Source organism: Mesorhizobium sp. M1D.F.Ca.ET.043.01.1.1 (assembly GCF_003952385.1).
Classification (GTDB): Bacteria; Pseudomonadota; Alphaproteobacteria; order Rhizobiales; family Rhizobiaceae; genus Mesorhizobium.
Genome location: NZ_CP034444.1, coordinates 4,784,424 through 4,809,669 on the forward strand (window position 1 = coordinate 4,784,424; position 25,246 = coordinate 4,809,669).

The window sequence follows — 25,246 nt, forward strand, 5'->3', positions numbered from 1 at the left end:
GCTATTGCGGCAGATAGGTCTCGTAGGGCGTGTCGTTGATCAGCAGGATCACGCATTCGGTGTCGGACAGGCAGGCATCGTCATGCATCTCGTCGGCCTTTTGCGTCCAGTAGGAGCCCGGCGGCAATTCGACCTTGGTCGCTTCGCCGCCTTGCATCTGCCAATGCGCCCACAGTCCCTTTATGACCACGGCGCGATAGTCGGCGGTGTGGGCATGGACCGGCGCGCGCCAGTTGCCGGGAACCTTGAGCAGCGTGCCGGCCGGACCCTTGGCCCTCGAGCCCCATAGCGGGCCGAGGCGCTGCGGCTGGTCGGGCGCTTCGACGACATAAGGGATCTTGTCGGCGGGCAGGTAGCTGTCTTCGAGCGCCAATGCCCGTCCCGGAAGGACGGCCAGCGCGGCAAGCGCAAGCGGTGCAAGGTGTTTGGCCATGGCGGTTTCCTCCGCCGGTCAGCTTATGCCGCCGCTATGGGAGAGGAATAGCGCTCCGTCCAAAAGACCTCGCAATTCCTCCAGCTTGACCGCCGGGTGTCAGGGTTGCTCGCCTGGGCCATTTCGCAGATGGCTCGGCGCGATGCCCATGACCCGCTTGAAGGCGCGGCTGAAGGACGCTTCCGAATCGTAGCCGAGCTTCGCGGCCGCCACCGACACCCGCATGCCGTCGCGGGCGAGCCATTGCCGTGCCTGGTGCATGCGCACGCGCAGCACATATTTGGCCGGCGTCTCGCCGACCACGGAGGCGAAGCGCTGCGCGAAGGCGGAGCGTGACGCTCCCATCATTCGCGCCAGGGATTCGACCGTCCAGTCGCGATCGGGCTGCAGATGAATGGCGGCGAGCACCTTGCCGACGTCCGGGTTGCGGACTGCGGCGATCCATCCGGTGGCGTCGCCGCAACCATTCTCCACCCAAGAGCGAATGATGGTGGCGGCGAGCACGTCAGCCAGACGCGCCAGAATGCCGCCGGAGCCGACCCGGTCCATCGTCACCTCGCCGGCCATGGCGTCGAGCAGATGCTGGATGCCCGGCGCGTTCGCCATCAGCTTATGCGCCTGCATCAGGTCGGGCATCATGTCGAGCAGCGGATGCGAGCCGTCGAGATTGAAATGCATGCTGCCGCAAAACAGCAGGGTCTTGCAGCCGTCGCAGCCGTTGGAGACGTCGAAGACGTTCTCGCAGACCGGCTCGATGGTGTAGCGGCCGATCGGCACCGGCGGCACGCCCGGCGCGCTGGCCAGCACATGCTCGTCGCCGCGCGGGATCAGAAGCGCGTCGCCCACCGACAGCTCGACCCATTCCCTGGCCGGCGAGAACAGCCAGCAGCCCTGCTGTCCGATGAAATGGAAGCGCGCCGCCTTCTGCGCGGGGAAGGAAACGGCCCACGGCTCGCCCAGCACGCAGCGGCCATAGTCGACGCCGTCGAGTCGCAGGCCGCGCAGCATGTCGGTCAGCGGGTCGCCGGATGCCAGCGGTGTCGTTTTGGACGAATTGTAATTCATTTCGGCGTTTCTAGCATGGAAACTCCAGCCAGTCACTCCCTATGTTGCACTGCAGCCAAATGTTGCGTTGCAACTTTCCGGAGATTTGCCATGACCGAACCCGCCACGGGCGTCATCGACGCCGCCGTTCTCGACAGGACCGAACCAGAGGAACGAACCGAGCCCGTATGGGGCGCGGTGGTGTCGCTAGCGCTCGGCGTGTTCGGCCTGGTGACCGCCGAATTCCTGCCCGCCAGCCTGCTGACGCGACTGGCGCAGGACCTCGGCGTCAGCGAAGGTTCCGCCGGCCAGGCGGTCACGGCGACAGCCGTCGTCGGCGCGATCGCAGCACCCACGATGGCCATCGTCACCAAGCGGCTCGACCGCAGGCTGGTGATGTGGATGCTCACCGTGCTTCTGATCGTCTCCAATCTGCTTGCCGCCTTCGCCTCCTCGCTCACGATGCTGCTTCTGGCTCGCGTGGTCCTGGGTGTCGCGCTCGGCGGCTTCTGGTCGATGTCGGCCGCCATGGCGATGCGTCTGGTGCCGATGCGATTGATGCCGCGCGCCATGTCGATCATCCTGACCGGCGTCTCGGTCGCCACTGTCACCGCGGCGCCTGTCGGCGCCTATGTCGGCGACATCTGGGGCTGGCGCACGGCCTTCATGATCGCAGCCGTCGTCGGTGCGCTGACCCTGCTGGTTCAGCTTGCAACCATTCCCAGCCTGCCGCCGACGGCCGTGGCAAGCTTCCGCACCCTGATCGAGGTGCTGAAAAGGCCGACGATCCGCGCGGCTCTCATGGTGGTGCTGCTCGTCGCCTCGGGACAGTTTGCCGGCTTCACTTATGTGCGGCCATTCCTGGAGACGGTGCCGGTGATGCCGATCGAGACCATCTCGCTGGTGCTGCTCGCCTATGGCGTCGGCGGCTTCTTCGGCAACTTCGCCGGCGCCTTCCTGGCCGAGCGCAACCTGAAGCTCGCGGTCGGGCTGGCCCCGCTGCTGATCGCGCTGTCGGCGCTGGCGCTGCTTACGCTTGGTGCCTCGCCGGTAACGGCAGCCGTCGCCGTCACGAGCTGGGGTTTTGCCTTCGGCGCCGTGCCGGTCGGGCTGCAGACCTGGCTGGTGCGTGCCGCTCCCGACCAGGCCGAGAGCGCCGGCGGGCTGATGGTCGCAACGTTCCAGGTGGCGATCGCGCTGGGCGCGGTCTTCGGCGGCCTGCTGGTCGACCATGCCGGCGTGGCGAGCGCCTTCGCCTACGGCGCCGTGGCGACGCTGCTCGCGGCGCTGGTGACTTTCGCCATCGGGCCCAAACAGGCCGAATAGTCCCGGATGCCGACAAGCCGGCCGATATGGCCGGCTTGTCGGCTGAGCGATGCGGTCCGGTCTAGGCAGAGCGGCCGTCGAATTCGAAGACCTGCACTGCGGTGAGGTCGACGTCCTCGAGGCAGTTGATGTTGATGTAGGCGCTGCGTTCGCTGCCCTGGCTGGCGTCGAAGGGATGGATGCCGCAGGTCCGGCAGAAGCGATGCGCAATGGCGCTCCTGCCAAAAGTGTATTTGCCGAGGTCGTTGCCGCAGGCGACCAGCCGCATGCTGCCATGCGGTACGGCCCAAAGCAGCGCGCCCTTGCGCGCGCAGATCGAGCAATTGCAGCGCACCGCGCCGCCGATCTCGCCTTCGACCTCGAAAGCCACCTTGCCGCAATGGCAGCTGCCTTTGTACAGCATCAGTCTGTTCCTATCGCTGGCAGGGTGCAAAGGCACGCTTGCCGGGTTATCCCTTTCGCCGGCCTTCCCAGCCGGCATTATTGCGGTTCAGCTTTCACAGAATCGCTGATCCGCTCCAAGCATTTGTTTTTGCGCAATTCCGGACCGAAGACCGCGACGCACGTGCTGGAATTGCTTTAAAGTCGTTGCATCCTTGCGGAGTCCGACGCCGACATGCAATCCGTCCGAGACCGTCTCGAAATCATCCTGTCACGTCTTGCCAGTCGCGCCGCCAGCGAGAAGGTCTATACGAGGCTCTACGCCGAGGCGGCGCGAGCCGCCGCCGACGCGTCCGATGCCCGCCGGAAGGCCGGCGTGAGCCTCGGGGCGCTCGACGGCGCGATCGTCTCGATCAAGGATCTGTTCGACGTCGCCGGCGAGCCGACCCGGGCGGGCTCGCTTATGCTCGCCAGCGCCCAGCCTGCCGCGCAGGACGCGGCGATCGTGCGCCGGCTGCGCCAGGCGGGCGCGCTCATCCTCGGCAAGACCAACATGACCGAATTCGCCTTCACCGCGATCGGCGACAATCTGCATTACGGCACGCCGGGCAATGCGGCCGATGCGAGCCTTATTCCGGGCGGCTCCTCATCCGGCGCCGGCGTCGCGGTGGGCGAGGGTACGAGCACGATCTCGATCGGCTCGGATACCGGCGGCTCGGTGCGCATCCCGGCCTCGCTCAACGGTGCCGCCGGTTTCAAACCGACGGCAAGGCGCGTGCCTCTGGCCGGCGCCTTTCCCTTGTCGGCGACGCTGGATTCGATCGGGCCGCTCGCCCGCAGCATTGCCGACTGCGCGGCGACCGACGCGATCATGGCCGGCGAGGAGCCGGTTGCGCTTCAGCCCGTCTCGCTAGCCGGGTTGCGCATCGGCATCCCCCGCGGCGTGCTCTTTGGCGAGACGCAGCCTGAGGTTCTCGATGCTTTCGACCGAAGTCTTCTGGGGATGGAGCAGGCGGGCGCGCGCATTGCCGACTTTCCGATCGACGACCTCATTGCCGAGATGCGCGCAGCGACCAAGCGCGCCTCGATCGCGTCGATGGAGGGTGCGGAGGTGCATGCCGAGTGGCTGGCAGCCGGCGCCTCCGTGCCGGTCGATCCGCATATCACGGGCCCGATGTCGCGTGCGCTGACGGTTCCCGCTTCCGCCTATATCAGGACGATCCGCCGCCGTGGGGAATTGGTCGCGGCCATGGAGGAGCGGCTGCAGGGGGTTGACGTGCTCGCGCTGCCGACCGTGCCGATGGTTGCGCCGTCGATCGCCGCCATGGCCGGCGATGAGGCGCTGCGCGACCGGACGGAAGGCCTGCTGCTGCGCAACACCCAGGTCGCCAACCAGTTCGACCTCTGCGCGGTCTCGCTGCCGATGCCCGGGATGAGGCTGCCGGCCGGGCTGATGCTGGTGGGGAGACACGGGCATGACCGGCATCTGCTTGCCGTTGCGGCGGCAGTGGAGGTTTTGCTGAAAGATTGAAGGCCGGAATTTGGGCGGCTTAGCGGGATGAGCAGTGGCTGCGTTCGCTGTCCTTTGCCGCGCGCTCGATTCCGGTGGCGACCAGCGTCGGCAGGCTGTAACGCTTGCCGTTGAAAATAAGCGGCCGGTTCTCGATCGTGCCGGCGACGACGAGCTTGCCGGCATAGAGCTTGTCGGCGAGGTCGAGCGCCTTGTCCTGTTGCGGCAGGCCGTCGATGTCGACCAAGATGCCCTTGACGATCTTGCCGGAGGCAAGGTCGAGCGCGCTGTTCGAAGGGCAGGGCGCCATCACGCAGCGCAGGCCGTTGTCGCAGGGCACGTAGCTGCCCTGCCCGGCGGCGCGAACCTCGGCCGCGGACAGGCAGAAACCGGCGATCAGAAGGGCACGCGCGACACTTTTGGTCATCGCAGGAAGGTCGTCGTCAAATCCGGGAAAATTGAGGCGGGCGGGGAAGCGTCAGTCCGCCGGGAAGCGCCGCCGGTAGTGGTCGATCACATCCGGATTGCGCAGATTGACCGGCAGCTTGTCGGCAAGCACCAGCAAGGCCTCGCCGGCCGCGCCCACACCCATGCGCATCATGGATTCCTCGGTGATGCCGGCCATATGCGGGGTGACGATGACGTTGTCGAAGCCGAAATAGGGATGGTTCGGCGGCAGCGGCTGGGTCGCGAAGACGTCGAGCGCCGCACCCCCGATGCGGCCCTTTCGCAGGGCTTCGATCAGCGCCTCGTCGTCGACCACAGGCCCACGCGAGACATTGATCAAAAGCGCATGGGGCTTCATGCGGGCGATGCGCTCGCGGCTGATCAGGCCGCGCGTCTCCTCGGTCAGCGGGCAGCAGAGCACGATGATGTCGCTCTGCTCGACCAGCGCGTCGATCGACAGGAAGCCGACACGCTCGGGCGCCGGGCGCAGGCTGCGCGTGGTCGCAACGACGTTGAGGTCAAAACCATGCGCCGCGATATGGCCGACCGCCTGGCCGACCGCGCCGAGGCCGACGATGCCGATGGTCTTGCCGGCAAGCTCGCTGCTCGAATTGGCGTGCTCGCGCCCGGCAAGCCAGCCCTTGGCCCGCAAGTCCCGGTCGACCACGCGAAATCGCCGAAGCAGGGCGAGCGTCACGAACATCACATGCTCGGCGACCGAGCGGGCGTTGACCGCCGGCACATTCGCCACCAGCACGCCGGCGGCGGTGGCCGCTTCGAGCGGGATCATGTCCAGCCCCGCGCCGTGGCGGATCGCGGCGCGCAGACTCTTGGCGCCGGCAAAGAGCTCCGGCGGCAGCGGCGCGCGCACGATGACGATGTCGGCATCACTGGCTTCGGCGATCAGCGTCCGGGCGTCGAGGGCGGGGGCGATCGCAAGCCTGCCGGCGCCCGCCAGCATGGCCGTGGCGCGTGGGTGCAGCGGGTGCGTCGACAGAATCTTGCGCATCGGGGTCCTGGTTGTTTCAGCCGCATTTCTGCGAAGCCAAGCAATAACGCAGCAAAATGCTCCAAAGCGGGTCGCGCTGAAAAGGGCTCAAGCGGCCGGGTTTGGTTCTTTTTTGTGCATGTCGCTTTCCGACCGCTGCGCGCTTTTGGGCGACTTGCGCTAGGCCTTTTCGAGCGTCGCGCTTTTCGGCTCCACCCAGCGACCTTCGATGATCCCCTTCCAGTAGCTCTCGGCGCCCTGCAGGTGCGCGCTCATCAGCGCCTGGGCCAAATTGCCGTCGCGACGCAGCAGCGCCTCGTAGATCTGGATGTGCTCGGCATGCGAGCGCACGCTGCGCTCGGGATCGTTGAAATAGATCGGCAGGCGCTGCTCGCCCATCAGGTAGTAGACACTGCAGATGTTGTGGAAGACGCCGTTCTTGGTCGCCCGCACGATCTCGAGGTGGAACTCGCGGTCCTCCTTGGCGAGGCCTTCGCCTGCGGCGATGCGTTCCTCGGAGGCTTTGAGGATCTCGCGCAGCCGCTCGAAATTCTCCTCGGTGGCGCGCGAGCAGGCAAGCTCGGCCGCCTTGATCTCATGGATCTTGCGCAGTTCGACCGTCTCGTAGATCTGCACCGGATCGAGCGGCAGGCCCGCGCGGGCGAAGAGCGCCAGCGCTTCCACGCTCGCCTGCTTGGTGTCGATATAGATGCCGGATTTGGCGCGGCGCTCGACGATGCGCATGGCTTCGAGGATCGCCAGCGCCTCGCGGATCTGGCCGCGGCTGACGCCGAAATGTTCCGCCAGCTCGCGCTCCGACGGCGTGCGGCCCGACTCCTTGTCCGAGTTGGAGAACAGATAGGCGGCGAGTTCCGCGAGAAGGTTCTTTTCTTTCATCGTCAAATGCGTTGCGCGTGCGCCTCCAGGAATCGCTCCGAAACGGTGAATCCCAATCCAGGCTTTTCAGGGATCGCTATCATACCGTCCTTTGCTTCGACAGTCTCCTCGACGAGGTCGTGGATCATCGGATTGGCGCCCAGCGAGTATTCGACGGTGAAGCTCGCGGGCGAGGCCGCGCAGACATGCAAGCCGGCGAAGAAGCAGGGCGCGCCGGCCCACAGATGCGGCGCGAAGCGCAAGTTGAAGGCGCTGGCGATGGTGCCGATCTTCATCGCCTCGCTGATGCCGCCGCAGAAGGCGGGATCGGGCTGGAAGATGTCGGCCGATTTCAACACCGCGAGATCGCGGAAGGCATAGCGCGTCGCCTCGCTCTCGCCGGTGGCGATCGGTGTTGAGCCCGAGGCGCGCACCTCGGCCATGCCTTGCTTGTCGTCGGCGATCACCGGTTCCTCGAACCAGGCGAGGTCGAGATCGGCGGTGAGGCCGATGAAGCGCTTGGCTTCGGCCACGGTGTAGGTGCCGTGCGCGTCGACCATCAGATCGATGCCGGGGCCGATCGCTTCCCTGGCGGCGCGCACGCGCGCGGCCGAGATATGCGGCGCGCCGTCCATCGCGCCGACGCGCATCTTCAGCGCCTTGAAGCCGCCTTTGTCGATGTAGGATTTGAGCTGCTCGCCGATGGCATCGGCCGAAGCCCAGCCGCCGGAGGCATAGGCCTGCATGCGCTCGACCTTGCGGCCGCCGAGCAGCCGCCAGACCGGCTGCCCCAGCGACTTGCCGAGGATGTCCCAGAGCGCGATGTCGACGGCACTGATCGCCGCCACGCTCATGCCGCGCCGCGCCAGTTGCGGCATGGCATGCCCGGCATGGGCTGCCGTGTTGTGGCGCACGCCGTTGTAGAGCATCTCCCAGATGATGCCGATATCGGCCGGGTCGCGGCCGATGAGCTGCGGCGCAATCTCGTGATTCAGCATGTGGACAAGCGCGCCGTAGCTGCCGGCGCTGCCGGCGGCATTCTTGCCCTCGCCCCAGCCGACCAGGCCGTCATCGGTTTCGATGCGCAAAATCGCGGCGTCGAACGTCGTCACCTGGCCGAAGTCGCTGCGATGCTGCTTCGCGACTTCGATCGGTATGCGGACCCACCAGGCCTGGACGCTTTTGATACGCATCTTCATCCCCGGCCCTGCCGCCCGGCGAGGGCGGAAGGGCTAAGCTTCGATCGAACTACTTGATCAGCGGCAGCAGCGTTTCGGCGGTGATGCGCATCTGGTCGGTGTAGAACTTCTCGGTGAGCAGGCTGGAGCCGTGGTCCTGGATGAATTTGAGCTGCTCGGGCGAGATGTCGACCGGGTTGCGCTCCACCATCTCCGGATAGGGCGCGGCCGGCGTGCGGTCGACGGGCGCGACGAACTCGTTGGTCAGCGCGCCGTCATAGCCGATCTCCTTCAGCGTGCCGACGATCTTCGGCCAGTCGATCTGGCCGAGGCCGGCGGCGAAGCGGTTGTTGTCGGCGACATGGAAGTCGAAAAGACGTTTTCCCACCTGACGGATGGCGTCGTAGACGTTAAATTCCTCCATGTGGATGTGGTAGGCGTCGAGGCAGACGCCGCATTCCGGGCTCACCGCATCGGCAAGCGCGAGCGCCTGGGCGCCGCGGTTGAACAGATAGGTCTCGAAGCGGTTGAGCGGCTCGACGGCGATCTTGACGCCGACCTTCTTGGCATGGGCGAAGCATTCGCGCGTGGCGTCCACCACCCAGCCCCACTCTTCCGCTTCGGTGCCGTCGGGCACCACCTTGCCGACGGTGGCCGGAACGAGCGTGATGATCTCGCCGTCGAGCTCGCTCACCATGGTGAGCACGTCCTTGACGTATTGCACCGAGCGCTCGCGCTGGCCCTGGTTCTTGGCGGCAAGGTTGCGTTCGCCCAGCATCAGCGTCACCGAGCCCCAGCAGCGGATGCCGTGTTCCTTCAAGAGCGCGCGCGTCTCCCTGGTCTTGTACTGCTCGGGCTCGCCGGAAATCTCGATCGACTCATAGCCGAGCTTCTTGATGCGCTTGAGCGTCACCTCCAGCGGCTCCGCCCGCATCCAGTTGTGCGTCGAAAGATGCATGGTCTATCCTTCCCAGAATTCGCCTGTCACGTTTTTTTGGCGGCGTTCTCCAACGAGCCCGCCGCATGATCTCCTCCCCACGGCGTTCCAGCGGTTTTTCTCGAAACTGGTTCGACCAATTGGGCCTGACAAGACCTCTACAGCAAATTCACATGAACGGCAAGGAGACCCGGAGACGGGCTCGGAGTGCCAAGTAATTAATTGATTTTTATCGACTAAATTCTTCAGGCGCGACCCTGCCGGGCGCTTTTGGCGCGTTTCCGGCCGCTTGACCAAACGGCCATATTTGGTAATACCAGAATGGCGCCGCGCTCTGGCGTCGATATCAAATGACCGAACAGGCTGGCCCTCACTTCAATCGGCGCTATGCTTGGTCGCGAAAATCAGAGAGGGAGGATGCCGATGCCGACGACGATGAAGGGTCCCGGCCTGTTTCTGGCGCAGTTCGCGGGCGACGCCGCTCCATTCAATTCGCTGGCCTCGATCACCAAATGGGCGGCCGGCCTCGGCTATAAAGGCGTGCAGATCCCGACCTGGGACGGCCGCCTGTTCGACCTTAAGAAGGCGGCCTCGTCGAAAGCCTATTGCGACGAGGTGAAGGGGATATGCGCCGACGCGGGCGTCGAGATCACCGAGCTGTCGACTCACCTGCAGGGTCAGCTGGTCGCAGTGCATCCGGCCTATGACGCGCAGTTCGACGGTTTCGCGCCGGCGGCGGTGCACAACAATCCGAAAGCCAGGCAGAAATGGGCCGTCGAGCAGATGGAGTTCGGCGCCAAGGCGTCGAAGAATCTCGGCCTCAAGGCGTCGGTTTCCTTCAGCGGCGCGCTCGCCTTCCCGTACCTCTATCCGTGGCCGCAGCGGCCGCCGGGGCTGATCGAGGAGGCATTCGCCGAGCTCGGCAAGCGCTGGAAGCCGATCCTCGACGTCTATGACGAGAACGGCGTCGATGTCGGCTACGAGATCCACCCGGGCGAGGACGTATTCGACGGCGCGACCTTCGAGATGTTCCTCGACGCGGTCGGCGGCCACAAGCGCTGCAACATCAACTACGATCCGTCGCACTTCCTGTTGCAGCAGCTCGACTATCTCGAATTCATCGACATCTACCACGAGCGGATCAAGGCCTTCCACGTCAAGGATGCCGAGTTCAACCCGACGGGGCGTCAGGGCGTCTATTCGGGCTATCAGGGCTGGGTCAACCGCGCGGGACGCTTCCGCTCGCTCGGCGACGGCCAGGTGGATTTCAGCGGCATCTTCTCAAAGCTCACCCAGTACAATTACGATTCCTGGGCGGTGCTGGAATGGGAATGCTGCCTGAAGCATCCGGAAGACGGCGCTGCCGAAGGCGCGCCCTTCATCCAGCACCACATCATCCGGGTCACGGAGAGGGCCTTCGACGATTTCGCCGGCGGCACCAGCGACAAGAAGCTCTTGCGCGCGATGATGGGGATCTAGCACCGCTTTCCCTCCCCCTTCAGGGAGGGTCGATCCGCAAAGTGGGTCGGGTGGGGTCGCCGGGCGTGGAGCCCGGCATGAACCCACCCTTCCCGGCCTTTCGGGCCACCCTCTCCTCGATGGAGGGTATTTCAGACAAGGGAGACAAAAAATGGTCGGCGCATCGAAGTCGGAAACGGGAGGCGGCCCGATCCGCTACGGCATGGTCGGCGGCGGGCAGGGCGCCTTTATCGGCGCGGTGCACCGGATCGCGGCGCGCATGGACAACGACTTCGTGCTGGTGGCCGGAGCGCTGTCGTCGAATCCGGAACGGGCAAAGGCTTCGGCCGACGAACTCGGGCTCGATCCGGCGCGCAGTTACGGCTCCTACGCCGAGATGGCCAAGGCCGAGGCGAAGCGTCCGGACGGCATCGAGGCGGTGGCGATCGTCACGCCCAACAATGTCCATGTGCCGGCGGCCAAGGCCTTTCTCGAGGCCGGCATCCATGTCATCTGCGACAAACCGCTGGCGACCACGCTGGCCGAGGCGAAGAAGCTTGCGGCCCTGGTCGAGAAGACCGGCAAGGTGTTCGTGCTCACGCACAACTACACCGCCTATCCGATGATCCGGCAGGCGCGCGATATGGTGGCCAAGGGCATGCTCGGCGACATCCGCATCGTGCAGTCGGAATATCCGCAGGACTGGCTGACCGAGGATCTTGCCGCCACCGGGCAGAAGCAGGCGTCGTGGCGCTCCGATCCCAAGCAGGCCGGCGCCGGCGGCGCGCTCGGCGACATCGGCACGCATGCCTACAACCTCGCCCGCTTCGTCTCCGGGCTCGAGCTCGATACGCTCTCGGCCGATCTCGACGCCTTCGTGCCGGGCCGCCAGCTCGACGACAACGTCAACGTCATGCTGCGCTTCAAGCCGGTCGGCAAGGCGCACCCGGCCAAGGGCATGATCTGGGCGAGCCAGGTGGCGCCCGGCCACGAGAACGGGCTGAAGCTGCGCATCTACGGCTCGAAGGGCGGGCTCGAATGGGTGCAGGCCGACCCGAACTATCTCTGGTATACGCCCTTCGGCCAGCCGAAGCAGTTGCTGACCCGCGCCGGCGCCGGCGCGATGCCGGTGGCTGGGCGCGTGACACGCGTGCCGTCCGGCCATCCGGAAGGCTATCTCGAAGGTTTCGCCAACATCTACCAGGAGGCGGCTCGCGCCATCCGCGCGGCGCGCAAGAGGGGCGGCAAGCTCGCCAAGGATGTCGTCTTCCCGACGATCGCGGACGGCGTCGAGGGCATGGCCTTCATCGAGGCCTGCGTGAAGTCGTCGAAGAAGAATGGGGCGTGGACGAAACTGTAGGGGCGACGATATTCAGGTGATGCCGGCCTGCAAACGGCGGCTTCCTGCGCTTCCGGTGCTCACGTACTTTAAGCACGCTCCGCTCCGGTTCTCGGAACCCACCGTTTTCGACTCGGCGTGACCTGAATCTCATCACCCCTTGGTCGAAGGTGATGGGGAGGAATGTCGATGAAAATCGGCATGTGCATGTTCTTGTGGACGACGAGCGTCTCGAAGAAGCACGAGGCGCTGCTCAAAGACATCAAGGCGACAGGCTTCGACGGCGTCGAGATCCCGGTCTTCGCGGGGCAACCGGACGACTACAGGAAGCTCGGCGAGATGCTCGACCGTATCGGCCTGGAGCGCACGGCAGTCTCGGCCATGGGCGATCCGGCGATGAACCTGATCTCGCCGGATGCCGGCACGCGCAGGGCCGGCATTGACTACATGAAATGGGCGATCGACTGCAGCTCCGCCCTTGGCGCCGACAGGCTGAGCGGGCCGCTGCATTCGACGCTCGGCGCCTTTTCCGGCAGCGGACCGACGGCGGCGGAGAAGAAGCGTTCGGTCGCCTCGCAGCGCGCCATCGGCGACCATGCCGGCAAGAAGGGCGTCACCATCGGGCTCGAAGCGCTGAACCGCTTCGAATGCTATCTGCTGAACACAATGGACGACCTGGCCGAGCATATCGATGCGATCGACCGGCCGCACATCAGGGCGATGTATGACACCTTCCATGCCAATATCGAGGAGGCCGACCCGATCGGCGCCTATACGCGCAACTGCAAGAATGTCGTCCATATCCATATTTCGGAGAACGACCGCGGCGTGCCGGGGCGCGGCAACATCCCGTGGAGGGAGACGTTTTCCGCCATCCGCAAGAGCGGCTATGACGACTGGCTGACCATCGAGTCCTTCGGCCGCTCGCTCAAGGACCTGGCGGCGGCGACCAAGGTGTGGCGGGATTTCGCGGAGAGTCCGGAGGCGGTGTATCGCGAGGGGTACAAGCATATCAGGGAGGGGTGGAAGGCTGCCGCGTAAGCCTCTCCCTTCGTCATCCACGGGCGGAGCGGCCGCGAAGCGGACGCGGAGACCCGAGGATCCATTCCGTGACGTCGACGCCCCGCAACGAAGCAGAATTCTGCACCGCTGCATGCTACGACCAAGGTAACGGAATGGATCCTCGGGTCTGCGCCGCGTCGCTTCGCTCCTTGCTCCGCCCTTGGATGACGAAGGCGTGAGCTACCCCTGCGCAGCCTGTAGCCTATTATAATCATGCAGCGTGCGGCTCAGCCTGCGGCGCAGGAAGTTCGAGATGTTGTCGAAGACGAAGACGACGAACAGCGTCAACAGCACCATGTAGAAGACGTTGGCCCAGTTCGAATTGGTGCGCATCGCTTCCCACAGCTTCAGGCCGATGCCGCCGGCGCCGACAGCGCCGATGATGGTCGCGCCGCGGGTGTTCGATTCCCACTGGTAGAGCGTCTGGCTGATGAAGATCGGCACCACTTCCGGCAGCACGCCGTAACGCTGCACGAGCAGGCCGTTGGCGCCGGTCGACAGCACGCCTTCGCGCGGCTTGTCGTCGATGTTCTCCAGCGCTTCGGAATAGGTTTTGCCGAGCGTGCCGATCTCCGTGAAGAAGATCGCGGCACTGCCGGCCAGCGGGCCGGGGCCGAAGGCGCGGGTGAAGAACAGCGCCCAGATCAGCATGTCGACCGAGCGCATGAAGTCGAAGAAGCGCTTCAGCACCTGGCTGAGCAGACCGCTCGGCGTGATGTTGCGGGCGGCGAAGAAGGCCAGCGGGAAGGCGACGATGCCGCCGAGCAGCGTGCCGAGGAAGGCCATGACGATGGTCTGCAAGAGCTTCGTCCAGACGTCGCCATGCTGCCACTGCGCGTTGTTCCAGATGTTGTCGGCGGCCAAGGCGAGGTTCGACGTGCCGGGCTGCAGCTCAGGGCCGGAGACGATCAGCGAGAACACTTCACGCGCCGACTTGCCGAAGAAGGGCGAGCGGGTGTCGAAGACGAAATTCGCCCAGCCGAGGAAGCGCTTGCGCACCTTGACGCGGTCGACGGTGACGCGCACTTCGCCGACGAAGCCCATCCTGGCGACGACCTCGTCGTCATGCACTGTCACCCAGTCCGGCACCGGCCCTTCCACCAGCGGTTTGCCGCCGGTGAGCGACACCGGCACCGTCTGGCCGTTGGCGACGATCGTCGCCCTTGTCTTGTCGAAGGTGACGGACTTTGCCTCGCCGTCGATCCGCACGGTGAAGCTGCCGTCCGGATTCCTGATCACCCAGTCCGGATTGGGGTTTTCGCCGAGCGCGGAGAAGCGCGGATATTTCGGCGTGATCTGAGGCTGGTCGAGGCGGAATTCCGGCTGCAGGTCGTAGCTGATCCATTGCGACAGGAAGAGCGGCAGGCGCTCCCAATGCGACTCCTTAAGCACCTGCGGCAGGCTGAAGAACCACAGGGCATAGGCGAGATAAAGCAGCGTGCCCGCGATCAGGAAAAGCGGCCAGAAGCGCTTGTAGGCGGGCCGGTGGAATATCTGCGGGTGCCGTTCCTCGATCGCACTGATTTCGTTGACAGTAAGGGCTGCCATATCAAGCGCTCATCAGAAATGCCTGCTCGCCAACGAGCTTGCGGCGCAGCCAGGCGGAGAACTGGTCGACGAGGAAGATGGTGACGAAGAGAAGCAGCACCAGCGCCAGCGTCTTGGCGCCGAAACCGCGCGAAATTGCAAGCTTCAGCTCCTCACCGATGCCGCCGCCGCCGACCGCGCCCATGATGGTCGAGATGCGCACATTGATCTCGATCCGAAGCAGCGTGTAGGACATGAAGTTGGGCAGCACCTGCGGCAGGTCGGCGAAGCGCACGCGCTCGAGCCAGTTGGCGCCGACCGCGCGCAGCCCCTCCTCGGGCCGCATGTCGATGTTCTCGTTGATCTCGTAGAACAGCTTGCCCAGCGCGCCGATCGAATGCAGGCCGATCGCAATGATGGCGGCGACCGGACCGATCGAGACGATGGCCGCGAACAGGCCGGCGATGACGATCTCCGGAAAGGCGCGCAGCAGTTCCATGAAGCGCTTGACGACGAGCCGCAGGATCGGGCTCGGCGTCAGGTTGCGTGCGGCGATGAAGGAGAAAGGCACGGCAAAGACGAAGCCGATGAAGGTCGAGACCAGCGCCACGTTGACGGTGGTCAGCATCAGCTCGAAATATTCGGGGATGTAGAAGCCGCCCCAGACATGGACGCGGCCGAGCGGGAAATTGAATTCCTGCGTGCCCTTGTCGTGCGGCGAGGCGATGTCGAACAGAGCCCGCCAGACGTCGTTCCAGTCCTTCGGGATCAGCCAGCTCAGGAAATCGAGAATATGCGGCAGCCGGTCGAAGAAGTGGCCGGCATTGGCCTCGTCGGCGAACCACATGGTCGCAAGCATGGCAACCAGCAGCAGACCGACCCCGAACGCCGTGTAGAAGCGGCGCAGCGATGTCTGACGCCGCCAGGCATCGGCCTGCTGCCTTGTCGCATCGGAATGGATCGTCGCTGAGGCTGTCATGATCGGAACATGCAAAAAGGGCGGCGCTTTGGAGTCGCCGCCCTTTTTCCTGATGCCGTCAGCCGCCGATCGCGGCTTTGCGGGCTTCGACGATGACGCTGTAGAAGTCCGGCTTCACCGGCACGTAGCCAGTGAAATCGCCGCCCTCGACGCCCTCGAAGCAGGCTTTGTCCTTGACCGGCAGGGCGGTGAAGAAATCGGTGAGCTTGGCGGTCATCTCAGCGCCGAGCGCGGTGCGCACGACCAGCGGACCGTTCGGGATCAGGCCCGAGCGCCACACTTCGACGAAGTCGTTCGGGTCGACGGCGCCCTTGGCGACTTCCTTGTGGAAGGTGCCGGAGGTGTAGCCGTTCTTGAAGTCGCCGATGCCGGAGGAATCGTCCACCGCCACGTCGACCTTGCCGTCGCGGACGGCAAGCACGTTGTTCTCATGGCCGCCGTTGAACTGCGTCGAGGCGAAGTAAGTCTCGTTGGAGGCGCCGGTGTCCTTCGGAATCTGGGTCAGCGGGATCAGGTAGCCCGAGGTCGAATCCGGGTCGGCATAGCCGAGCTTCTTGCCCTTGGCCGACTTGATGTCGGTGATGCCGGAGGTCTTCAGCGCCAGGCCGATCGAATAGTAGCCGGTCGAGCCGTCGGTCTGCTTGGTGGTGAGGATCGGGGTGACGGCCTTCGGGTCCTTGAGGTAGACGCTGGCGTAGCCGGACGCGCCGAGCTCGGCGAAGTCGAGCGTGCCACCGAGCAGGCCCTGGATGACGCCGTCATAGTCGGCGGCCGGGAACAGCGACACCTTCTCGAAGCCGAATTCGGCCTTCAGGTGGTCGGCAAGGCACTGGTAGTTGCGCAGGCGGTCGGTTTCGTTCTCGCCGCCGAGGATGCCGACGCGGAACTCCTTGACGTCTGCGGCGTGGGCAGCGCTTGCCGCCATGGCCAGTATCGATACGGCACTGAAAACCATTTTCCTGAACATTTTGACCTCTCTCCTGTTTTGCCGGCTTCGCGCCGGCAGCGTCCGAATTCTTGAATTCAGCCTTTGACGCGGGCGGGCGATCCGGGTTGCTCTTGTCGAAATCCACGATTTGCCCGGAACCGTTTCGGCTCCGGGGTGGACTCAGTAGCCAGGGAAGGCCGGTTCGAGCGGTCCGGCGGATGCGGTGATCTTCGGCTTGATGCTCACGCTGGTCGACGTGATGGCCTCGGAGATCTCGACGCCGTTGGCGTCGGCGCCATAGACCGTGCGCACGGCGTCGCGGTCGAGATCCTCGGGCGCGCCGTCGAACACGACCTTGCCGGCGGCCATGCCGATGATGCGGTTGCAATAGGCGCGGGCGGTGTCCAGCGTGTGCAGGTTGGTGACGACGGTGATGCCTTCGCGCAGATTGATGTCGCGCAGCGAGTCCATCACCACCTTGGCGTTGAGCGGGTCGAGCGAGGCGATCGGCTCGTCGGCCAGCAGCACCTTCGGCTGCTGCATCATGGCGCGCGCGATCGCCACGCGCTGCTGCTGGCCGCCGGACAGCGTGCCGGCCGGCTGCAGCGCGGTGCGGGCGATGTCGAGGCGCTCGAGCGCGGCCACCGCCTCGGCGCATTCGGTGCGCGAGAACATGCCGAGCAGATTGGAAATCGTGGAGCGATGATTGAGGCGGCCAAGCAGGACGTTGGTCAGCACGTCGAGGCGCGGCACAAGGTTGAACTGTTGGAAGATCATGGCGCAGTCGCGCTGCCAGCGGCGCAGCGGCGAGCCTTGCAGGCTGGAAACCTCGGCGCCGTCAAAAAAAATCGACCCCTGGCTGGGATCGATAAGACGGTTGATCATACGCAGCAACGTCGACTTACCGGCGCCGGAGCGGCCGATGATGCCGACCATCTGCCCCTGCGGGATCGAGATGTTGATGTCGCTGACAGCGGTGTTCTTGCCAAATCGTCGGGTTACGCCGCGGATTTCCAGCGTGGCCGATAGTGCTGACATGGCAGGGCTCCGGTACGTCGCGGTTTTGAAGGTCCGTTAACCTTCGCTAGCGCAGCCCGATGAAGCTGGGGTGTCGGATTGATGTCAGTTTTGTTACGTCCCACAGGCCATTCTTGTTTATGCATGTCGTCGTCCCAAAACCGCTGCGCAGTTTTGGGCGAAGTCCATGGGGTCAGCCGAGAACCAGCAATTCCTCGAAATGCTTCATATCCTTGAAGCTGCAGAAGGCCGGCGGGCGCAATTCGATCACCGGAGCCTCGCGGTCGAGGAACGACAGGCAATCGTCGAACAGGTCCTGCCAGGCGGACGCCCGCTCGTCGGCGAGGCGGCGGATCTGGTAGGCAAAAGTGATGTGGAAAACATAGGCGTCGTGATCAGGATGGCGATAGCCGAACGGCACCGACAGCGCATCGCGCCAGGCCTTGAGGACAAGCCGGTCCTCGTCCGTGGCGCCGGCTACCGTCAGGCCGTTCGGCGTGACGCCGATGGTCTTTATCCTGAAAGCGCCGTTGCCTTCGAACCCCTGGAGGCGCTCGAGATAGAGACGCGTCATGTCGTCGATGCTGGTGTCGAGCGGTATGTCGGCCGGCCAGTAGGGAAGGCGGCGGCGGTATTCGATGATGCCCTGGAAGAGCGTCATGTGCAGGCTGGAGATCGGCGTGAAGGCGAGGCGATCGGCGTCGGCCATGGCGCGCAGGCGCTCGCGCACTGCGATGACCGCGGCTTCTGAAGAAGAGCCGCGGACGAGGTGGCTGACCACTGTGTTGCCCTGTTCGAGGAGGAAGTTGCCCGATATGTCGTAGCGGGTGCCGAGATGCACCGGCGCCGCCGGGTTGCTGCCTTCGAAGAAGGCGGCGAGCAAAGGTCCGACTGTTGCGAGCATGGGCGATCTCCCTGCGGAGATGGCCTCGTGACCGACTCGTGTGTCAAGGATGTGAATGGTGAATGGTGAATGGTGAATGGTGAATGGTGAATGGTGAATGGTGAATGGTAATAAGAGGGCTCACTCCGTGCGGCCGACCATTCACCACATTCAGCCGCCGTGCTTCTCCAGGAAGGCCTCAGCCGAGAGTTCGCGAAAATCGTCGAGTGCTGCGCGCAGCCGGGCATGGTCCCAGTCCCACCAGGCGAGCGCCTGGTAGCGCTCGGCGGTGCGGCGGTCGAAGCGCTCGCGGATCGGTTTTGCCGGCACGCCGGCGACGATGGTGTAGGGCGCAACATCCTTGGATACTACTGCGCCCGCGCCGACCGCCGCGCCGTCGCCGACGGTCACGCCCGGCAGGATGGTCGAGCCATGGCCGAGCCAGGTGTCGTGGCCGATGGTAACGCGTTTGGCGCGACGCTGGGCGAAGAACTCGCTCTCATGCTCGGCGTCGTCCCAATAGTCGGAGGCGCGGTAGGTGAAGTGGTGCAGCGTCGGCCGCCAGGTCGGATGATTGGTGGCGTTGATGCGCACGCTTGCCGCGATGTTGGAGAATTTTCGAATGGTCGCGCACCAGACGGCGCAGTCCTGCATCATGTAGGAATAGTCGCCGAGCTCGCTTTCCGAGACGCGGCTGCGCTCGGCAATCTCGGTCCAGCGGCCGAGCTTGGAGTTTTCGACCTCGGCCGTTTCGTGCACCAGCGGCGCCTCGGAAAGCTTCCTCGTCATGCAGCGATCCTGCCTGCAGCGAAGGCGGTGACGTCGATGACGCGGTCGGCCACCCCGTCTCGCACATCCTGGTCGTGGAAGATGCCGAGGAGCGCAACGCCTGCCGCCTTCTTGGCGGCGATAAGCTCGACCACGAGATCGCGGTTCCTGGCGTCGAGCGAAGCGGTGGGCTCGTCGAGCAAAAGGATCGGATGTTCGGTGATGAAGCCGCGGGCGATGTTGACGCGCTGCTGCTCGCCGCCGGAGAAGGTCGCGGGCGGCAGGGTCCAGAGCTTTTCCGGCAGGTTGAGCTTAGCCAATAGCGAACGCGCCTTCGCCCGTGCCGCCTCTCTGTCCTCGCCGCGCTCGACAAGCGGCTCGGCGACCACGTCGAGCGCGGAGACGCGCGGCACGGTGCGCAGGAACTGGCTAACATAACCGATCGTATGGCGGCGCACGGAGAGCACGGTGCGCGGGCTGGCGGAGGCGAGGTCGATCAACGCGCCACCATGCTGGACGATGATCTGTCCCGCGTCGACGGCGTAATTGCCGTAGAGCATTTTGAGGATCGAGCTTTTTCCCGCGCCGGACGGGCCGCCGAGCACCGCGCATTCGCCGGAGCGGATCGAGAAGGAGACGCCCGTCACCACCGGCAGCGTGACACCGTCGCGCAGATGCATGGTGAAGCTTTTCGCGACCTCGGAAACGACAAGTGGAGTAGCCATGATCACACCTGCAGGATGGAAGAAACAAGCAACTGAGTGTAAGGCGCCCGCGGGTCGTCGAGGACGCGGTCAGTGAGGCCGCTTTCGACGACGCGGCCGTCCTTCATCACCATCATGCGCTGCGAGAGCAGCCGCGCCACGGCGAGGTCGTGGGTGACGACGATCGCGGCAAGGCCAAGATCGGTGACCAGGCCGCGCAAGAGGTCGAGCAGGCGCGCCTGCACCGAGACGTCGAGGCCGCCGGTCGGCTCGTCCATGAACACCAGGCGCGGGCCGGTCACCAGGTTGCGGGCGATCTGCAGGCGCTGGCGCATGCCGCCGGAAAAGGCGCGCGGCTCGTCGTCGATGCGATCCTCGTCGATCTCGACCCGCGACAGCCAGTCGACCGCGGTGGCGCGAATCCTGCCGTAGTGGCGGTCGCCGACCGCCATCAGCCGCTCACCGACATTGGCGCCGGCCGACACCGTCATGCGCAGGCCGTCGGCTGGGTTCTGGTGGACAAAACCCCAGTCGGTGCGCATCAGGAAGCGGCGCTCGGCCTCGCTCATGCGGTAAAGCTCGCGCCATTGGCCGTCGCGCATGCGGTAGCTGGCGGTGCCGGAGGAAGGCAGCAGCCGGGTCGACAGGCAGTTGAGCAGCGTCGTCTTGCCGGAGCCGGACTCACCGACCACCGCCAGCACCTCGCCCGGCCAGAGGTCGAAGGTGACGTTCTCGCAGCCGACGCGCGAGCCGTAGAATTTCGACAGCGCGGAGACGCGCAGCAGCGGTTCGTCGGTCATTGCGCCGGCTCCGTCTTTTCCAGGGCGGGATGGGTTTCAGGCGCAAGGTGGCCGCGATGGCCATCGGCGCGGCGCTTTTCGCAGTGGTCGGTGTCCGAGCAGACGAACATGTGGCCGCCATGGTCGTCGAGGATGACCTCGTCGAGATAGACATTCTCGGCAGCGCAGAGCGCGCATGGCTGGTCGAAGGTCTGCACCTCGAAGGGATGGTCCTCGAAATCGAGGCTGACGACGTCGGTGAAGGGCGGCACCGCATAGATGCGCTTCTCGCGGCCGGCGCCGAACAGCTGCAAAGCCGGCGAACGATGCATCTTCGGATTGTCGAATTTCGGCGTCGGCGAGGGATCCATCACATAGCGGCCCTCGACCTTGACCGGATAGGCGTAAGTGGTGGCGATGCGGCCGTGCCTGGCGATGTCCTCATAGAGCTTGACATGCATGAGGCCGTATTCCTCGAGCGCATGCATCTTGCGCGTTTCGGTCTCGCGCGGCTCGAGGAAGCGCAGCGGCTCGGGGATCGGCACCTGATAGACCAGAATTTGGCCGGCGGTGAGCGGATGCTCGGGGATGCGGTGGCGGGTCTGGACGATCGAGGCCTTGGCCGTCTCGGTGGTGACGGCGGCCTTGGCGACCTTCTTGAAGAAGGCGCGGATCGAGACGGCATTGGTGGTGTCGTCGGCGCCCTGGTCGATGACCTTCAGCACGTCATCGGGGCCGATGATCGAGGCGGTGACCTGGACGCCGCCGGTGCCCCAGCCATAGGGCATCGGCATCTCGCGCGAGGCGAAGGGCACCTGGTAGCCGGGGATGGCGATGCCCTTCAGGATGGCGCGGCGGATCATCCGCTTGGTCTGCTCGTCGAGATAGGCGAAGTTGTAGGTCGCGATGTCGCTCATGGCTATTCCATCCGCTCCGTGCTACCGAATTGACTTGCAAGGCGTGGAAACCGGACCGGATCGAAATGAACTCTGCCGGATGGATGCACCTCGGGATCGTGTTGCTGGCGTTCGCCGGCGCGGTCGTCTTTTTTCTTCGGCGCACGATTTTTCCGGCGCCAAGGGAAGGTTCCAGCAATTCCGAAAGTTGGTACGGCGGCGGCGGTGGCTACGAGGGCCACAGTGGACACGATGGCGGTGGGCACGCCGGCCACGGTGGCGGTGACAGCTGAGCTCATTGCACAATCTCCAAGTCCCTGGCGTAGCGCGTCAGCCGCTCGGCCAGCGTGCCGGTGTGCAGCTCGAACAGATGGTTGTCGTGGTCGTGGAAATAGATCGAGCGGCCTTCGCCCTCGACACGCGGGCGCGGCGGGCGCATGTCGAGCCCGAGCTTTCTGACACGGTCGACGTAGCGGTCGAAATGGCTCTCGTCGATCTTGAAGGCGACGTGGTTGTAGCTCCGATCGATGAGTGGCTCGCCTTGCATGATGGCGATCCAGAGATCGCCGATCAGGAAGAATTTCTCGCGCGATAGCGAGAACTGCCGGGCGCCGCTGTCATAGACCTCGCGCGCGCCGAAGACGCCGGCCAGGATCTCGCCCATGCGGTCGAGGTCGCGCACGACGAAGGTCATGTGGGAGAGGCCCTCGATCATTCGGCGGCCTCGCGCTTCTCCTCGCCAGTGCGGTGATTTTCACGCGCGTCGTATTCGGCACGCATGCGACGGACCAGGTCGAGCTCGGCCTGGAAGTCGACATAGTGCGGCAGCTTCAGATGCTCGACGAAGCCGGTCGCCTGCACATTGTCGGAATGCGAGATGACGAACTCCTCGTCCTGCGCCGCGGCGACGATATCCTCGCCGAGCTCGCTCGCGCGCAGCGCCCGGTCGCACAGCGCCACGGCCATCGCCTTGCGCTCGCTCTGGCCGAAGACCAGGCCGTAGCCGCGGGTGAATTGCGGCGCCGCCTTGGCCGAACCCTTGAACTGGTTGACCATCTGGCATTCGGTGACTCGGATGGATCCCAAAGGCGCGGCGAAGGGTAGCTCCGTCACATCCAGCTCAAGCTCGACCTCGCCGATGCGGATTTCACCAACAAAGGGGTGGTTGCGGGCGTAGCCGCGCTGGGTGGAATAGCCGAGCGCGAGCAGAAAACCCTCATCGCCGCGCGACAGCGCCTGCAGGCGGATGTCGCGCGCCATCGGGAACTGCAGCGGCTCGCGGGTGATGTCGCCGGGCACATGGTCAAGCGGCATGTCGTCGTCGGCCTCGATCAACCCTTCATGGGCGAGGATCGAGGAGACGCGCGGCATGGCCTCGGCTTCGGCCGGACGCTGCGCGGGCGCCTCGACATCTGTGCCGGCCGCAAGTTCGGGGTCGAGCAGGCGGTGGGTGTAGTCGAAGGTCGGGCCGAGCAGCTGGCCGCCGGGCAGGTCCTTGTAGGTCGCCGACACCCGCCGCTCGACCTGCATGGCGCCAGTGTCGACGGGTGAAGTGTAGCCGAAGCGCGGCAGGGTGGTGCGATAGGCGCGCAGCAGGAAGATCGCCTCGATCATGTCGCCGCGCGCCTGGACGACGGCCAAGGCGGCAAGCTCGCGATCGTAGAGAGAGCCTTCGCTCATCACCCGATCGACGCCGAGCGCCAATTGTTCGACGATCTGATCGAGGCGCAGCGCCGGCACCGAGCGGTCGCCGCGCCGGCGATCGGCAAGCAGGCGGTGCGCATTGGCGATTGCGGCTTCGCCGCCTTTCACCGCGACATACATGTCATGCCTCCATCGTATTGATGCGGGTGGTGCGCGGCAGGCAGGCGAGGCTGCCGGGCGCCGCCAGGACGATGTCGACGCCGCGCGGGAAACGCTGGTTATTCTGCTTCCACTGCTCGACGAAATGGCGCGGCATGCCTGACGGCGCGATCATCGCGGTCTTCTCGATGCCGGGGCCTTCGAGCAGCAGCGACTGACCGGAGGCGAGATCGTCGACCAAAAGGATCAGCGTCGTCGAGCGATCCGGGTATTCCTGCGTGCCTTGCGAAAAGCCGTCGAGCGCCGCCATTTCCGCAGGGTTGGCGATCAAGGCAAAATGCGCATCGGCCGGCGTGTTGGCCAAAGGCGCACCAGCGTGGAAGCCGAGCCACGCCTTTACGGAGGCTTCTGCCTGCAGCCGCAGGTCGAGCCAGATCGGCGTGTCGTTGTCGCAGAGGGCCAGCGCCACGGCGCCGGCGGTCGCCGACAGCGGCGCCGGCGGATGGGTAAGCGACGGCAGGGCCTGGACGCTGCCGGGGCGGGCCATCGCGTCCATGACGGCGCGGAACACGGCCTGGGCGTTGAAGACCGGATCGGCGAAGCCGCCTTCGATCGATTGCGTGGCGATATCCATCAGTCCTCTCCGCGCACCATGGTGAAGAAATCGACTTTCGTGGCCGCCGTCTCGACGCGGCGTTTGTCGCGCGATGCATCGAGCGCTGCCCGCAGCGGCGCGACGAGCTTGGTCTCGACCGCTTCGCGATGGGCCGGGTCCTGCCAGAGTGCGTCGGCGATCGCCGCGAGCTTTGCCTTGGCCTTGTCGCGGCCGAGCGCATAGGAATGGCCGACCTGTCCTGAGGGCAGCCGGACAGTGGCGCGGGTGACGGTCGCCTCGCCGACATTGAACGGCGCGCCGCCGCCGCCGATCCGTCCGCGCACCGTCACCAGTCCGGTTTCGGGGCCGCGCAGCAGTTCGGCTTCCGAGGGCAGGCCGGAGCCGTTCCAAAGACGCGCGATCTCATGGGGCGCCGCGTGCGCGAGCGTCGCCATCACGGCCTTCCGCTCGGCCTGCTCGCGCGCTTCCTGTCCTCGCATCGCTTTCACTCCTCGCATGGGATAATTTGTCTATTGATATAGACAACTATACAAATTATATTCATCTCGTAGCAAGAGTCCATGACGGGTGGATGACAAGAGGCGCAAAAGTTAGGGCGAAGACGTTGGGGGCGGAGAAATGACGGGGCTGGCAAGCAGCATCGAAAGGCGCAGCGGTGTCTCGCTGTGGCGGCAGATCGCCGACAAGATATTGCAGGGCATCGCGAGCGGCGATTTCGTCGAGAATGCGGCGCTGCCGCCCGAGGTCGTTCTGGCTGAGCGCTACGGTGTCAACCGTCACACGGTGCGCAGCGCCATTGCCGCGCTGGTGCAAGAAGGCGTGCTGAGGGCCGAGCAAGGACGCGGCACCTTCGTCCTGTCGCGCAAGCGGCTGTCCTATCCGATCGGCGCCCGCACGCGCTTCTCGACCGGGCTGCAGGGGCAGACGAGCGAGCGCCACATCGCGTTGCTGTCGTCATCGACCGAGCCGGCCAACCGGCGCATCGCCGAGGCGCTCGGCATCGCCAGGGGGGTAGCGGTTATCCGCCTGGAAACGCGCGGCGAGGCCGATGGGCATCCGGTGTCGCGGGCGACGACATGGTTCGACGCACAACGTTTTGCCGGCATCGAGGCGGCGATGGCGGAGACCGGATCGATCACTGCTTCGCTCAAGCGCTTCGGCATCAATGATTACCTGCGGCAATCAACCGTGCTCTCGGCGCGCCACGCCGACGCCGACGACCTCGCCGATCTCGACCTGCAGCCGGGCGCCATCGTGCTGGTCACGGTCGCCGTCAACGTCACGCTGGACGGCCGGCCGATCCAGTTCGCCGAATCGCGGTTTCCGGCGGAGCGGGTGGAACTCAGGCTTTCGGCCAACGACTAGTT

Annotated in this window: 28 protein-coding genes; 6 read left to right on the top strand and 22 right to left on the bottom strand. The window is 65.2% G+C overall.

What is annotated here, in order from left to right; genetic code table 11:
* Window position 1: 1 nt before the first annotated feature.
* Entirely contained in the window at window positions 2-433 is a 432-nt protein-coding gene (locus EJ067_RS23150) for a DUF4437 domain-containing protein (RefSeq protein WP_126087533.1), read from the bottom strand.
* A 99-nt stretch (window positions 434-532) separates the two neighbouring features.
* Window positions 533-1,498, bottom strand: a complete 966-nt coding sequence (locus tag EJ067_RS23155) for an AraC family transcriptional regulator (RefSeq protein WP_126087534.1) — start codon at window positions 1,496-1,498, stop codon at window positions 533-535.
* Window positions 1,499-1,588: 90 nt separating this feature from the next.
* On the opposite strand from EJ067_RS23155, the gene EJ067_RS23160 reads away from it, so the two are divergent.
* Entirely contained in the window at window positions 1,589-2,803 is a 1,215-nt protein-coding gene (locus EJ067_RS23160; protein WP_126087535.1) for an MFS transporter, read from the top strand.
* 61 nt (window positions 2,804-2,864) lie between these two features.
* On the opposite strand, the gene EJ067_RS23165 is transcribed toward EJ067_RS23160, so the two are convergent.
* The gene (locus tag EJ067_RS23165; protein ID WP_126087536.1) at window positions 2,865-3,206 is read right to left on the bottom strand and encodes a GFA family protein; all 342 of its coding nucleotides are present in this window, start codon (window positions 3,204-3,206) and stop codon (window positions 2,865-2,867) included.
* Between the two features lie 213 nt (window positions 3,207-3,419).
* Between EJ067_RS23165 and EJ067_RS23170 the strand changes: the two genes are divergently transcribed.
* Entirely contained in the window at window positions 3,420-4,715 is a 1,296-nt protein-coding gene (locus EJ067_RS23170; protein WP_126087537.1) for an amidase, read from the top strand.
* Window positions 4,716-4,734: 19 nt separating this feature from the next.
* On the opposite strand, the gene EJ067_RS23175 is transcribed toward EJ067_RS23170, so the two are convergent.
* From EJ067_RS23175 to EJ067_RS23200, 5 genes are all read right to left on the bottom strand, one after another.
* The gene (locus EJ067_RS23175) at window positions 4,735-5,121 is read right to left on the bottom strand and encodes a hypothetical protein (RefSeq protein ID WP_245468025.1); all 387 of its coding nucleotides are present in this window, start codon (window positions 5,119-5,121) and stop codon (window positions 4,735-4,737) included.
* A gap of 51 nt (window positions 5,122-5,172) precedes the next feature.
* Window positions 5,173-6,150, bottom strand: a complete 978-nt coding sequence (locus EJ067_RS23180) for a hydroxyacid dehydrogenase (RefSeq protein ID WP_126087538.1) — start codon at window positions 6,148-6,150, stop codon at window positions 5,173-5,175.
* A 159-nt stretch (window positions 6,151-6,309) separates the two neighbouring features.
* Window positions 6,310-7,026 carry a FadR/GntR family transcriptional regulator gene (locus EJ067_RS23190; protein WP_126087539.1) on the bottom strand — a complete coding sequence of 239 codons (717 nt, stop codon included), beginning with the start codon at window positions 7,024-7,026 and terminating at the stop codon, window positions 6,310-6,312.
* Between the two features lie 2 nt (window positions 7,027-7,028).
* Window positions 7,029-8,198 carry a mandelate racemase/muconate lactonizing enzyme family protein gene (locus EJ067_RS23195; RefSeq protein WP_126087540.1) on the bottom strand — a complete coding sequence of 390 codons (1,170 nt, stop codon included), beginning with the start codon at window positions 8,196-8,198 and terminating at the stop codon, window positions 7,029-7,031.
* Window positions 8,199-8,253: 55 nt separating this feature from the next.
* A complete protein-coding gene (locus EJ067_RS23200; RefSeq protein ID WP_126087541.1) occupies window positions 8,254-9,141 on the bottom strand; it encodes a sugar phosphate isomerase/epimerase in 888 nt (295 codons plus the stop codon).
* A 402-nt stretch (window positions 9,142-9,543) separates the two neighbouring features.
* On the opposite strand from EJ067_RS23200, the gene EJ067_RS23205 reads away from it, so the two are divergent.
* The 3 genes from EJ067_RS23205 to EJ067_RS23215 all read left to right on the top strand — a co-directional run bounded on the left by EJ067_RS23205 (window position 9,544) and on the right by EJ067_RS23215 (window position 12,958).
* Window positions 9,544-10,599, top strand: coding sequence for a sugar phosphate isomerase/epimerase (locus tag EJ067_RS23205; RefSeq protein ID WP_126087542.1), 1,056 nt, complete (start codon window positions 9,544-9,546; stop codon window positions 10,597-10,599).
* A gap of 151 nt (window positions 10,600-10,750) precedes the next feature.
* Window positions 10,751-11,938: a Gfo/Idh/MocA family oxidoreductase gene (locus tag EJ067_RS23210; RefSeq protein ID WP_126087543.1), complete on the top strand. Its 1,188-nt coding sequence runs from the start codon at window positions 10,751-10,753 to the stop codon at window positions 11,936-11,938.
* Window positions 11,939-12,106: 168 nt separating this feature from the next.
* Window positions 12,107-12,958 carry a sugar phosphate isomerase/epimerase gene (locus EJ067_RS23215; RefSeq protein WP_126087544.1) on the top strand — a complete coding sequence of 284 codons (852 nt, stop codon included), beginning with the start codon at window positions 12,107-12,109 and terminating at the stop codon, window positions 12,956-12,958.
* Between the two features lie 201 nt (window positions 12,959-13,159).
* On the opposite strand, the gene phnE (EJ067_RS23220) is transcribed toward EJ067_RS23215, so the two are convergent.
* From phnE (EJ067_RS23220) to phnG, 14 genes are all read right to left on the bottom strand, one after another.
* Window positions 13,160-14,527 (bottom strand): phosphonate ABC transporter, permease protein PhnE, encoded by a 1,368-nt coding sequence (gene phnE, locus EJ067_RS23220; protein WP_126087545.1) that lies wholly within the window; start codon window positions 14,525-14,527, stop codon window positions 13,160-13,162.
* A gap of 1 nt (window position 14,528) precedes the next feature.
* Window positions 14,529-15,485 (bottom strand): phosphonate ABC transporter, permease protein PhnE, encoded by a 957-nt coding sequence (gene phnE, locus EJ067_RS23225; protein WP_126087546.1) that lies wholly within the window; start codon window positions 15,483-15,485, stop codon window positions 14,529-14,531.
* A 58-nt stretch (window positions 15,486-15,543) separates the two neighbouring features.
* A complete protein-coding gene (gene phnD / locus EJ067_RS23230) occupies window positions 15,544-16,452 on the bottom strand; it encodes a phosphonate ABC transporter substrate-binding protein (RefSeq protein WP_126087547.1) in 909 nt (302 codons plus the stop codon).
* A 141-nt stretch (window positions 16,453-16,593) separates the two neighbouring features.
* The gene (gene phnC, locus EJ067_RS23235) at window positions 16,594-17,451 is read right to left on the bottom strand and encodes a phosphonate ABC transporter ATP-binding protein (RefSeq protein ID WP_126087548.1); all 858 of its coding nucleotides are present in this window, start codon (window positions 17,449-17,451) and stop codon (window positions 16,594-16,596) included.
* A gap of 172 nt (window positions 17,452-17,623) precedes the next feature.
* The gene (locus tag EJ067_RS23240) at window positions 17,624-18,334 is read right to left on the bottom strand and encodes a DUF1868 domain-containing protein (RefSeq protein ID WP_126087549.1); all 711 of its coding nucleotides are present in this window, start codon (window positions 18,332-18,334) and stop codon (window positions 17,624-17,626) included.
* A 150-nt stretch (window positions 18,335-18,484) separates the two neighbouring features.
* A complete protein-coding gene (locus tag EJ067_RS23245; RefSeq protein WP_126087550.1) occupies window positions 18,485-19,102 on the bottom strand; it encodes a DapH/DapD/GlmU-related protein in 618 nt (205 codons plus the stop codon).
* Window positions 19,099-19,806 (bottom strand): phosphonate C-P lyase system protein PhnL, encoded by a 708-nt coding sequence (gene phnL, locus EJ067_RS23250; protein ID WP_126087551.1) that lies wholly within the window; start codon window positions 19,804-19,806, stop codon window positions 19,099-19,101. Before phnL ends, EJ067_RS23245 begins: the two co-directional genes overlap by 4 nt.
* 2 nt (window positions 19,807-19,808) lie before the next feature.
* On the bottom strand, window positions 19,809-20,585 hold the full coding sequence (gene phnK / locus EJ067_RS23255) for a phosphonate C-P lyase system protein PhnK (RefSeq protein ID WP_042640728.1): 777 nt from the start codon (window positions 20,583-20,585) through the stop codon (window positions 19,809-19,811).
* Window positions 20,582-21,481, bottom strand: coding sequence for an alpha-D-ribose 1-methylphosphonate 5-phosphate C-P-lyase PhnJ (locus tag EJ067_RS23260; protein WP_126087552.1), 900 nt, complete (start codon window positions 21,479-21,481; stop codon window positions 20,582-20,584). Before EJ067_RS23260 ends, phnK begins: the two co-directional genes overlap by 4 nt.
* A 2-nt stretch (window positions 21,482-21,483) precedes the next feature.
* Entirely contained in the window at window positions 21,484-21,759 is a 276-nt protein-coding gene (locus EJ067_RS23265; RefSeq protein WP_126087553.1) for a hypothetical protein, read from the bottom strand.
* Entirely contained in the window at window positions 21,756-22,175 is a 420-nt protein-coding gene (fosX, locus tag EJ067_RS23270) for a FosX/FosE/FosI family fosfomycin resistance hydrolase (protein ID WP_126087554.1), read from the bottom strand. The genes EJ067_RS23265 and fosX overlap by 4 nt, the downstream gene beginning before the upstream one ends.
* The gene (locus EJ067_RS23275; RefSeq protein WP_126087555.1) at window positions 22,172-23,284 is read right to left on the bottom strand and encodes a carbon-phosphorus lyase complex subunit PhnI; all 1,113 of its coding nucleotides are present in this window, start codon (window positions 23,282-23,284) and stop codon (window positions 22,172-22,174) included. The genes fosX and EJ067_RS23275 overlap by 4 nt, the downstream gene beginning before the upstream one ends.
* A 1-nt stretch (window position 23,285) precedes the next feature.
* Window positions 23,286-23,897: a phosphonate C-P lyase system protein PhnH gene (gene phnH / locus EJ067_RS23280; RefSeq protein ID WP_126087556.1), complete on the bottom strand. Its 612-nt coding sequence runs from the start codon at window positions 23,895-23,897 to the stop codon at window positions 23,286-23,288.
* Window positions 23,897-24,358, bottom strand: a complete 462-nt coding sequence (phnG, locus tag EJ067_RS23285; RefSeq protein ID WP_126087557.1) for a phosphonate C-P lyase system protein PhnG — start codon at window positions 24,356-24,358, stop codon at window positions 23,897-23,899. The genes phnH and phnG overlap by 1 nt, the downstream gene beginning before the upstream one ends.
* A gap of 139 nt (window positions 24,359-24,497) precedes the next feature.
* On the opposite strand from phnG, the gene phnF reads away from it, so the two are divergent.
* Entirely contained in the window at window positions 24,498-25,244 is a 747-nt protein-coding gene (gene phnF, locus EJ067_RS23290) for a phosphonate metabolism transcriptional regulator PhnF (RefSeq protein WP_126087558.1), read from the top strand.
* Window positions 25,245-25,246: the final 2 nt, after the last annotated feature.

Bases quoted from the DNA above. Each gene is read 5' to 3' on its own strand.
- EJ067_RS23245 (WP_126087550.1), bottom strand. From the start codon at position 19,102: ATGACGAGGAAGCTTTCCGAGGCGCCGCTGGTGCACGAAACGGCCGAG.
- EJ067_RS23155 (WP_126087534.1), bottom strand. From the start codon at position 1,498: ATGAATTACAATTCGTCCAAAACGACACCGCTGGCATCCGGCGACCCG.
- EJ067_RS23190 (WP_126087539.1), bottom strand. From the start codon at position 7,026: ATGAAAGAAAAGAACCTTCTCGCGGAACTCGCCGCCTATCTGTTCTCC.
- EJ067_RS23210 (WP_126087543.1), top strand. From the start codon at position 10,751: ATGGTCGGCGCATCGAAGTCGGAAACGGGAGGCGGCCCGATCCGCTAC.
- EJ067_RS23160 (WP_126087535.1), top strand. From the start codon at position 1,589: ATGACCGAACCCGCCACGGGCGTCATCGACGCCGCCGTTCTCGACAGG.
- phnH (WP_126087556.1), bottom strand. From the start codon at position 23,897: ATGGATATCGCCACGCAATCGATCGAAGGCGGCTTCGCCGATCCGGTC.
- EJ067_RS23165 (WP_126087536.1), bottom strand. From the start codon at position 3,206: ATGCTGTACAAAGGCAGCTGCCATTGCGGCAAGGTGGCTTTCGAGGTC.
- EJ067_RS23265 (WP_126087553.1), bottom strand. From the start codon at position 21,759: ATGAGCTCAGCTGTCACCGCCACCGTGGCCGGCGTGCCCACCGCCATC.
- EJ067_RS23175 (WP_245468025.1), bottom strand. From the start codon at position 5,121: ATGACCAAAAGTGTCGCGCGTGCCCTTCTGATCGCCGGTTTCTGCCTG.
- phnE (WP_126087546.1), bottom strand. From the start codon at position 15,485: ATGACAGCCTCAGCGACGATCCATTCCGATGCGACAAGGCAGCAGGCC.
- phnG (WP_126087557.1), bottom strand. From the start codon at position 24,358: ATGCGAGGACAGGAAGCGCGCGAGCAGGCCGAGCGGAAGGCCGTGATG.
- phnK (WP_042640728.1), bottom strand. From the start codon at position 20,585: ATGACCGACGAACCGCTGCTGCGCGTCTCCGCGCTGTCGAAATTCTAC.
- EJ067_RS23215 (WP_126087544.1), top strand. From the start codon at position 12,107: ATGAAAATCGGCATGTGCATGTTCTTGTGGACGACGAGCGTCTCGAAG.
- EJ067_RS23275 (WP_126087555.1), bottom strand. From the start codon at position 23,284: ATGTATGTCGCGGTGAAAGGCGGCGAAGCCGCAATCGCCAATGCGCAC.
- phnD (WP_126087547.1), bottom strand. From the start codon at position 16,452: ATGTTCAGGAAAATGGTTTTCAGTGCCGTATCGATACTGGCCATGGCG.
- EJ067_RS23195 (WP_126087540.1), bottom strand. From the start codon at position 8,198: ATGCGTATCAAAAGCGTCCAGGCCTGGTGGGTCCGCATACCGATCGAA.
- phnL (WP_126087551.1), bottom strand. From the start codon at position 19,806: ATGGCTACTCCACTTGTCGTTTCCGAGGTCGCGAAAAGCTTCACCATG.
- phnE (WP_126087545.1), bottom strand. From the start codon at position 14,527: ATGGCAGCCCTTACTGTCAACGAAATCAGTGCGATCGAGGAACGGCAC.
- EJ067_RS23200 (WP_126087541.1), bottom strand. From the start codon at position 9,141: ATGCATCTTTCGACGCACAACTGGATGCGGGCGGAGCCGCTGGAGGTG.
- EJ067_RS23180 (WP_126087538.1), bottom strand. From the start codon at position 6,150: ATGCGCAAGATTCTGTCGACGCACCCGCTGCACCCACGCGCCACGGCC.
- phnF (WP_126087558.1), top strand. From the start codon at position 24,498: ATGACGGGGCTGGCAAGCAGCATCGAAAGGCGCAGCGGTGTCTCGCTG.
- EJ067_RS23150 (WP_126087533.1), bottom strand. From the start codon at position 433: ATGGCCAAACACCTTGCACCGCTTGCGCTTGCCGCGCTGGCCGTCCTT.
- EJ067_RS23240 (WP_126087549.1), bottom strand. From the start codon at position 18,334: ATGCTCGCAACAGTCGGACCTTTGCTCGCCGCCTTCTTCGAAGGCAGC.
- EJ067_RS23205 (WP_126087542.1), top strand. From the start codon at position 9,544: ATGCCGACGACGATGAAGGGTCCCGGCCTGTTTCTGGCGCAGTTCGCG.
- EJ067_RS23260 (WP_126087552.1), bottom strand. From the start codon at position 21,481: ATGAGCGACATCGCGACCTACAACTTCGCCTATCTCGACGAGCAGACC.
- fosX (WP_126087554.1), bottom strand. From the start codon at position 22,175: ATGATCGAGGGCCTCTCCCACATGACCTTCGTCGTGCGCGACCTCGAC.
- EJ067_RS23170 (WP_126087537.1), top strand. From the start codon at position 3,420: ATGCAATCCGTCCGAGACCGTCTCGAAATCATCCTGTCACGTCTTGCC.
- phnC (WP_126087548.1), bottom strand. From the start codon at position 17,451: ATGTCAGCACTATCGGCCACGCTGGAAATCCGCGGCGTAACCCGACGA.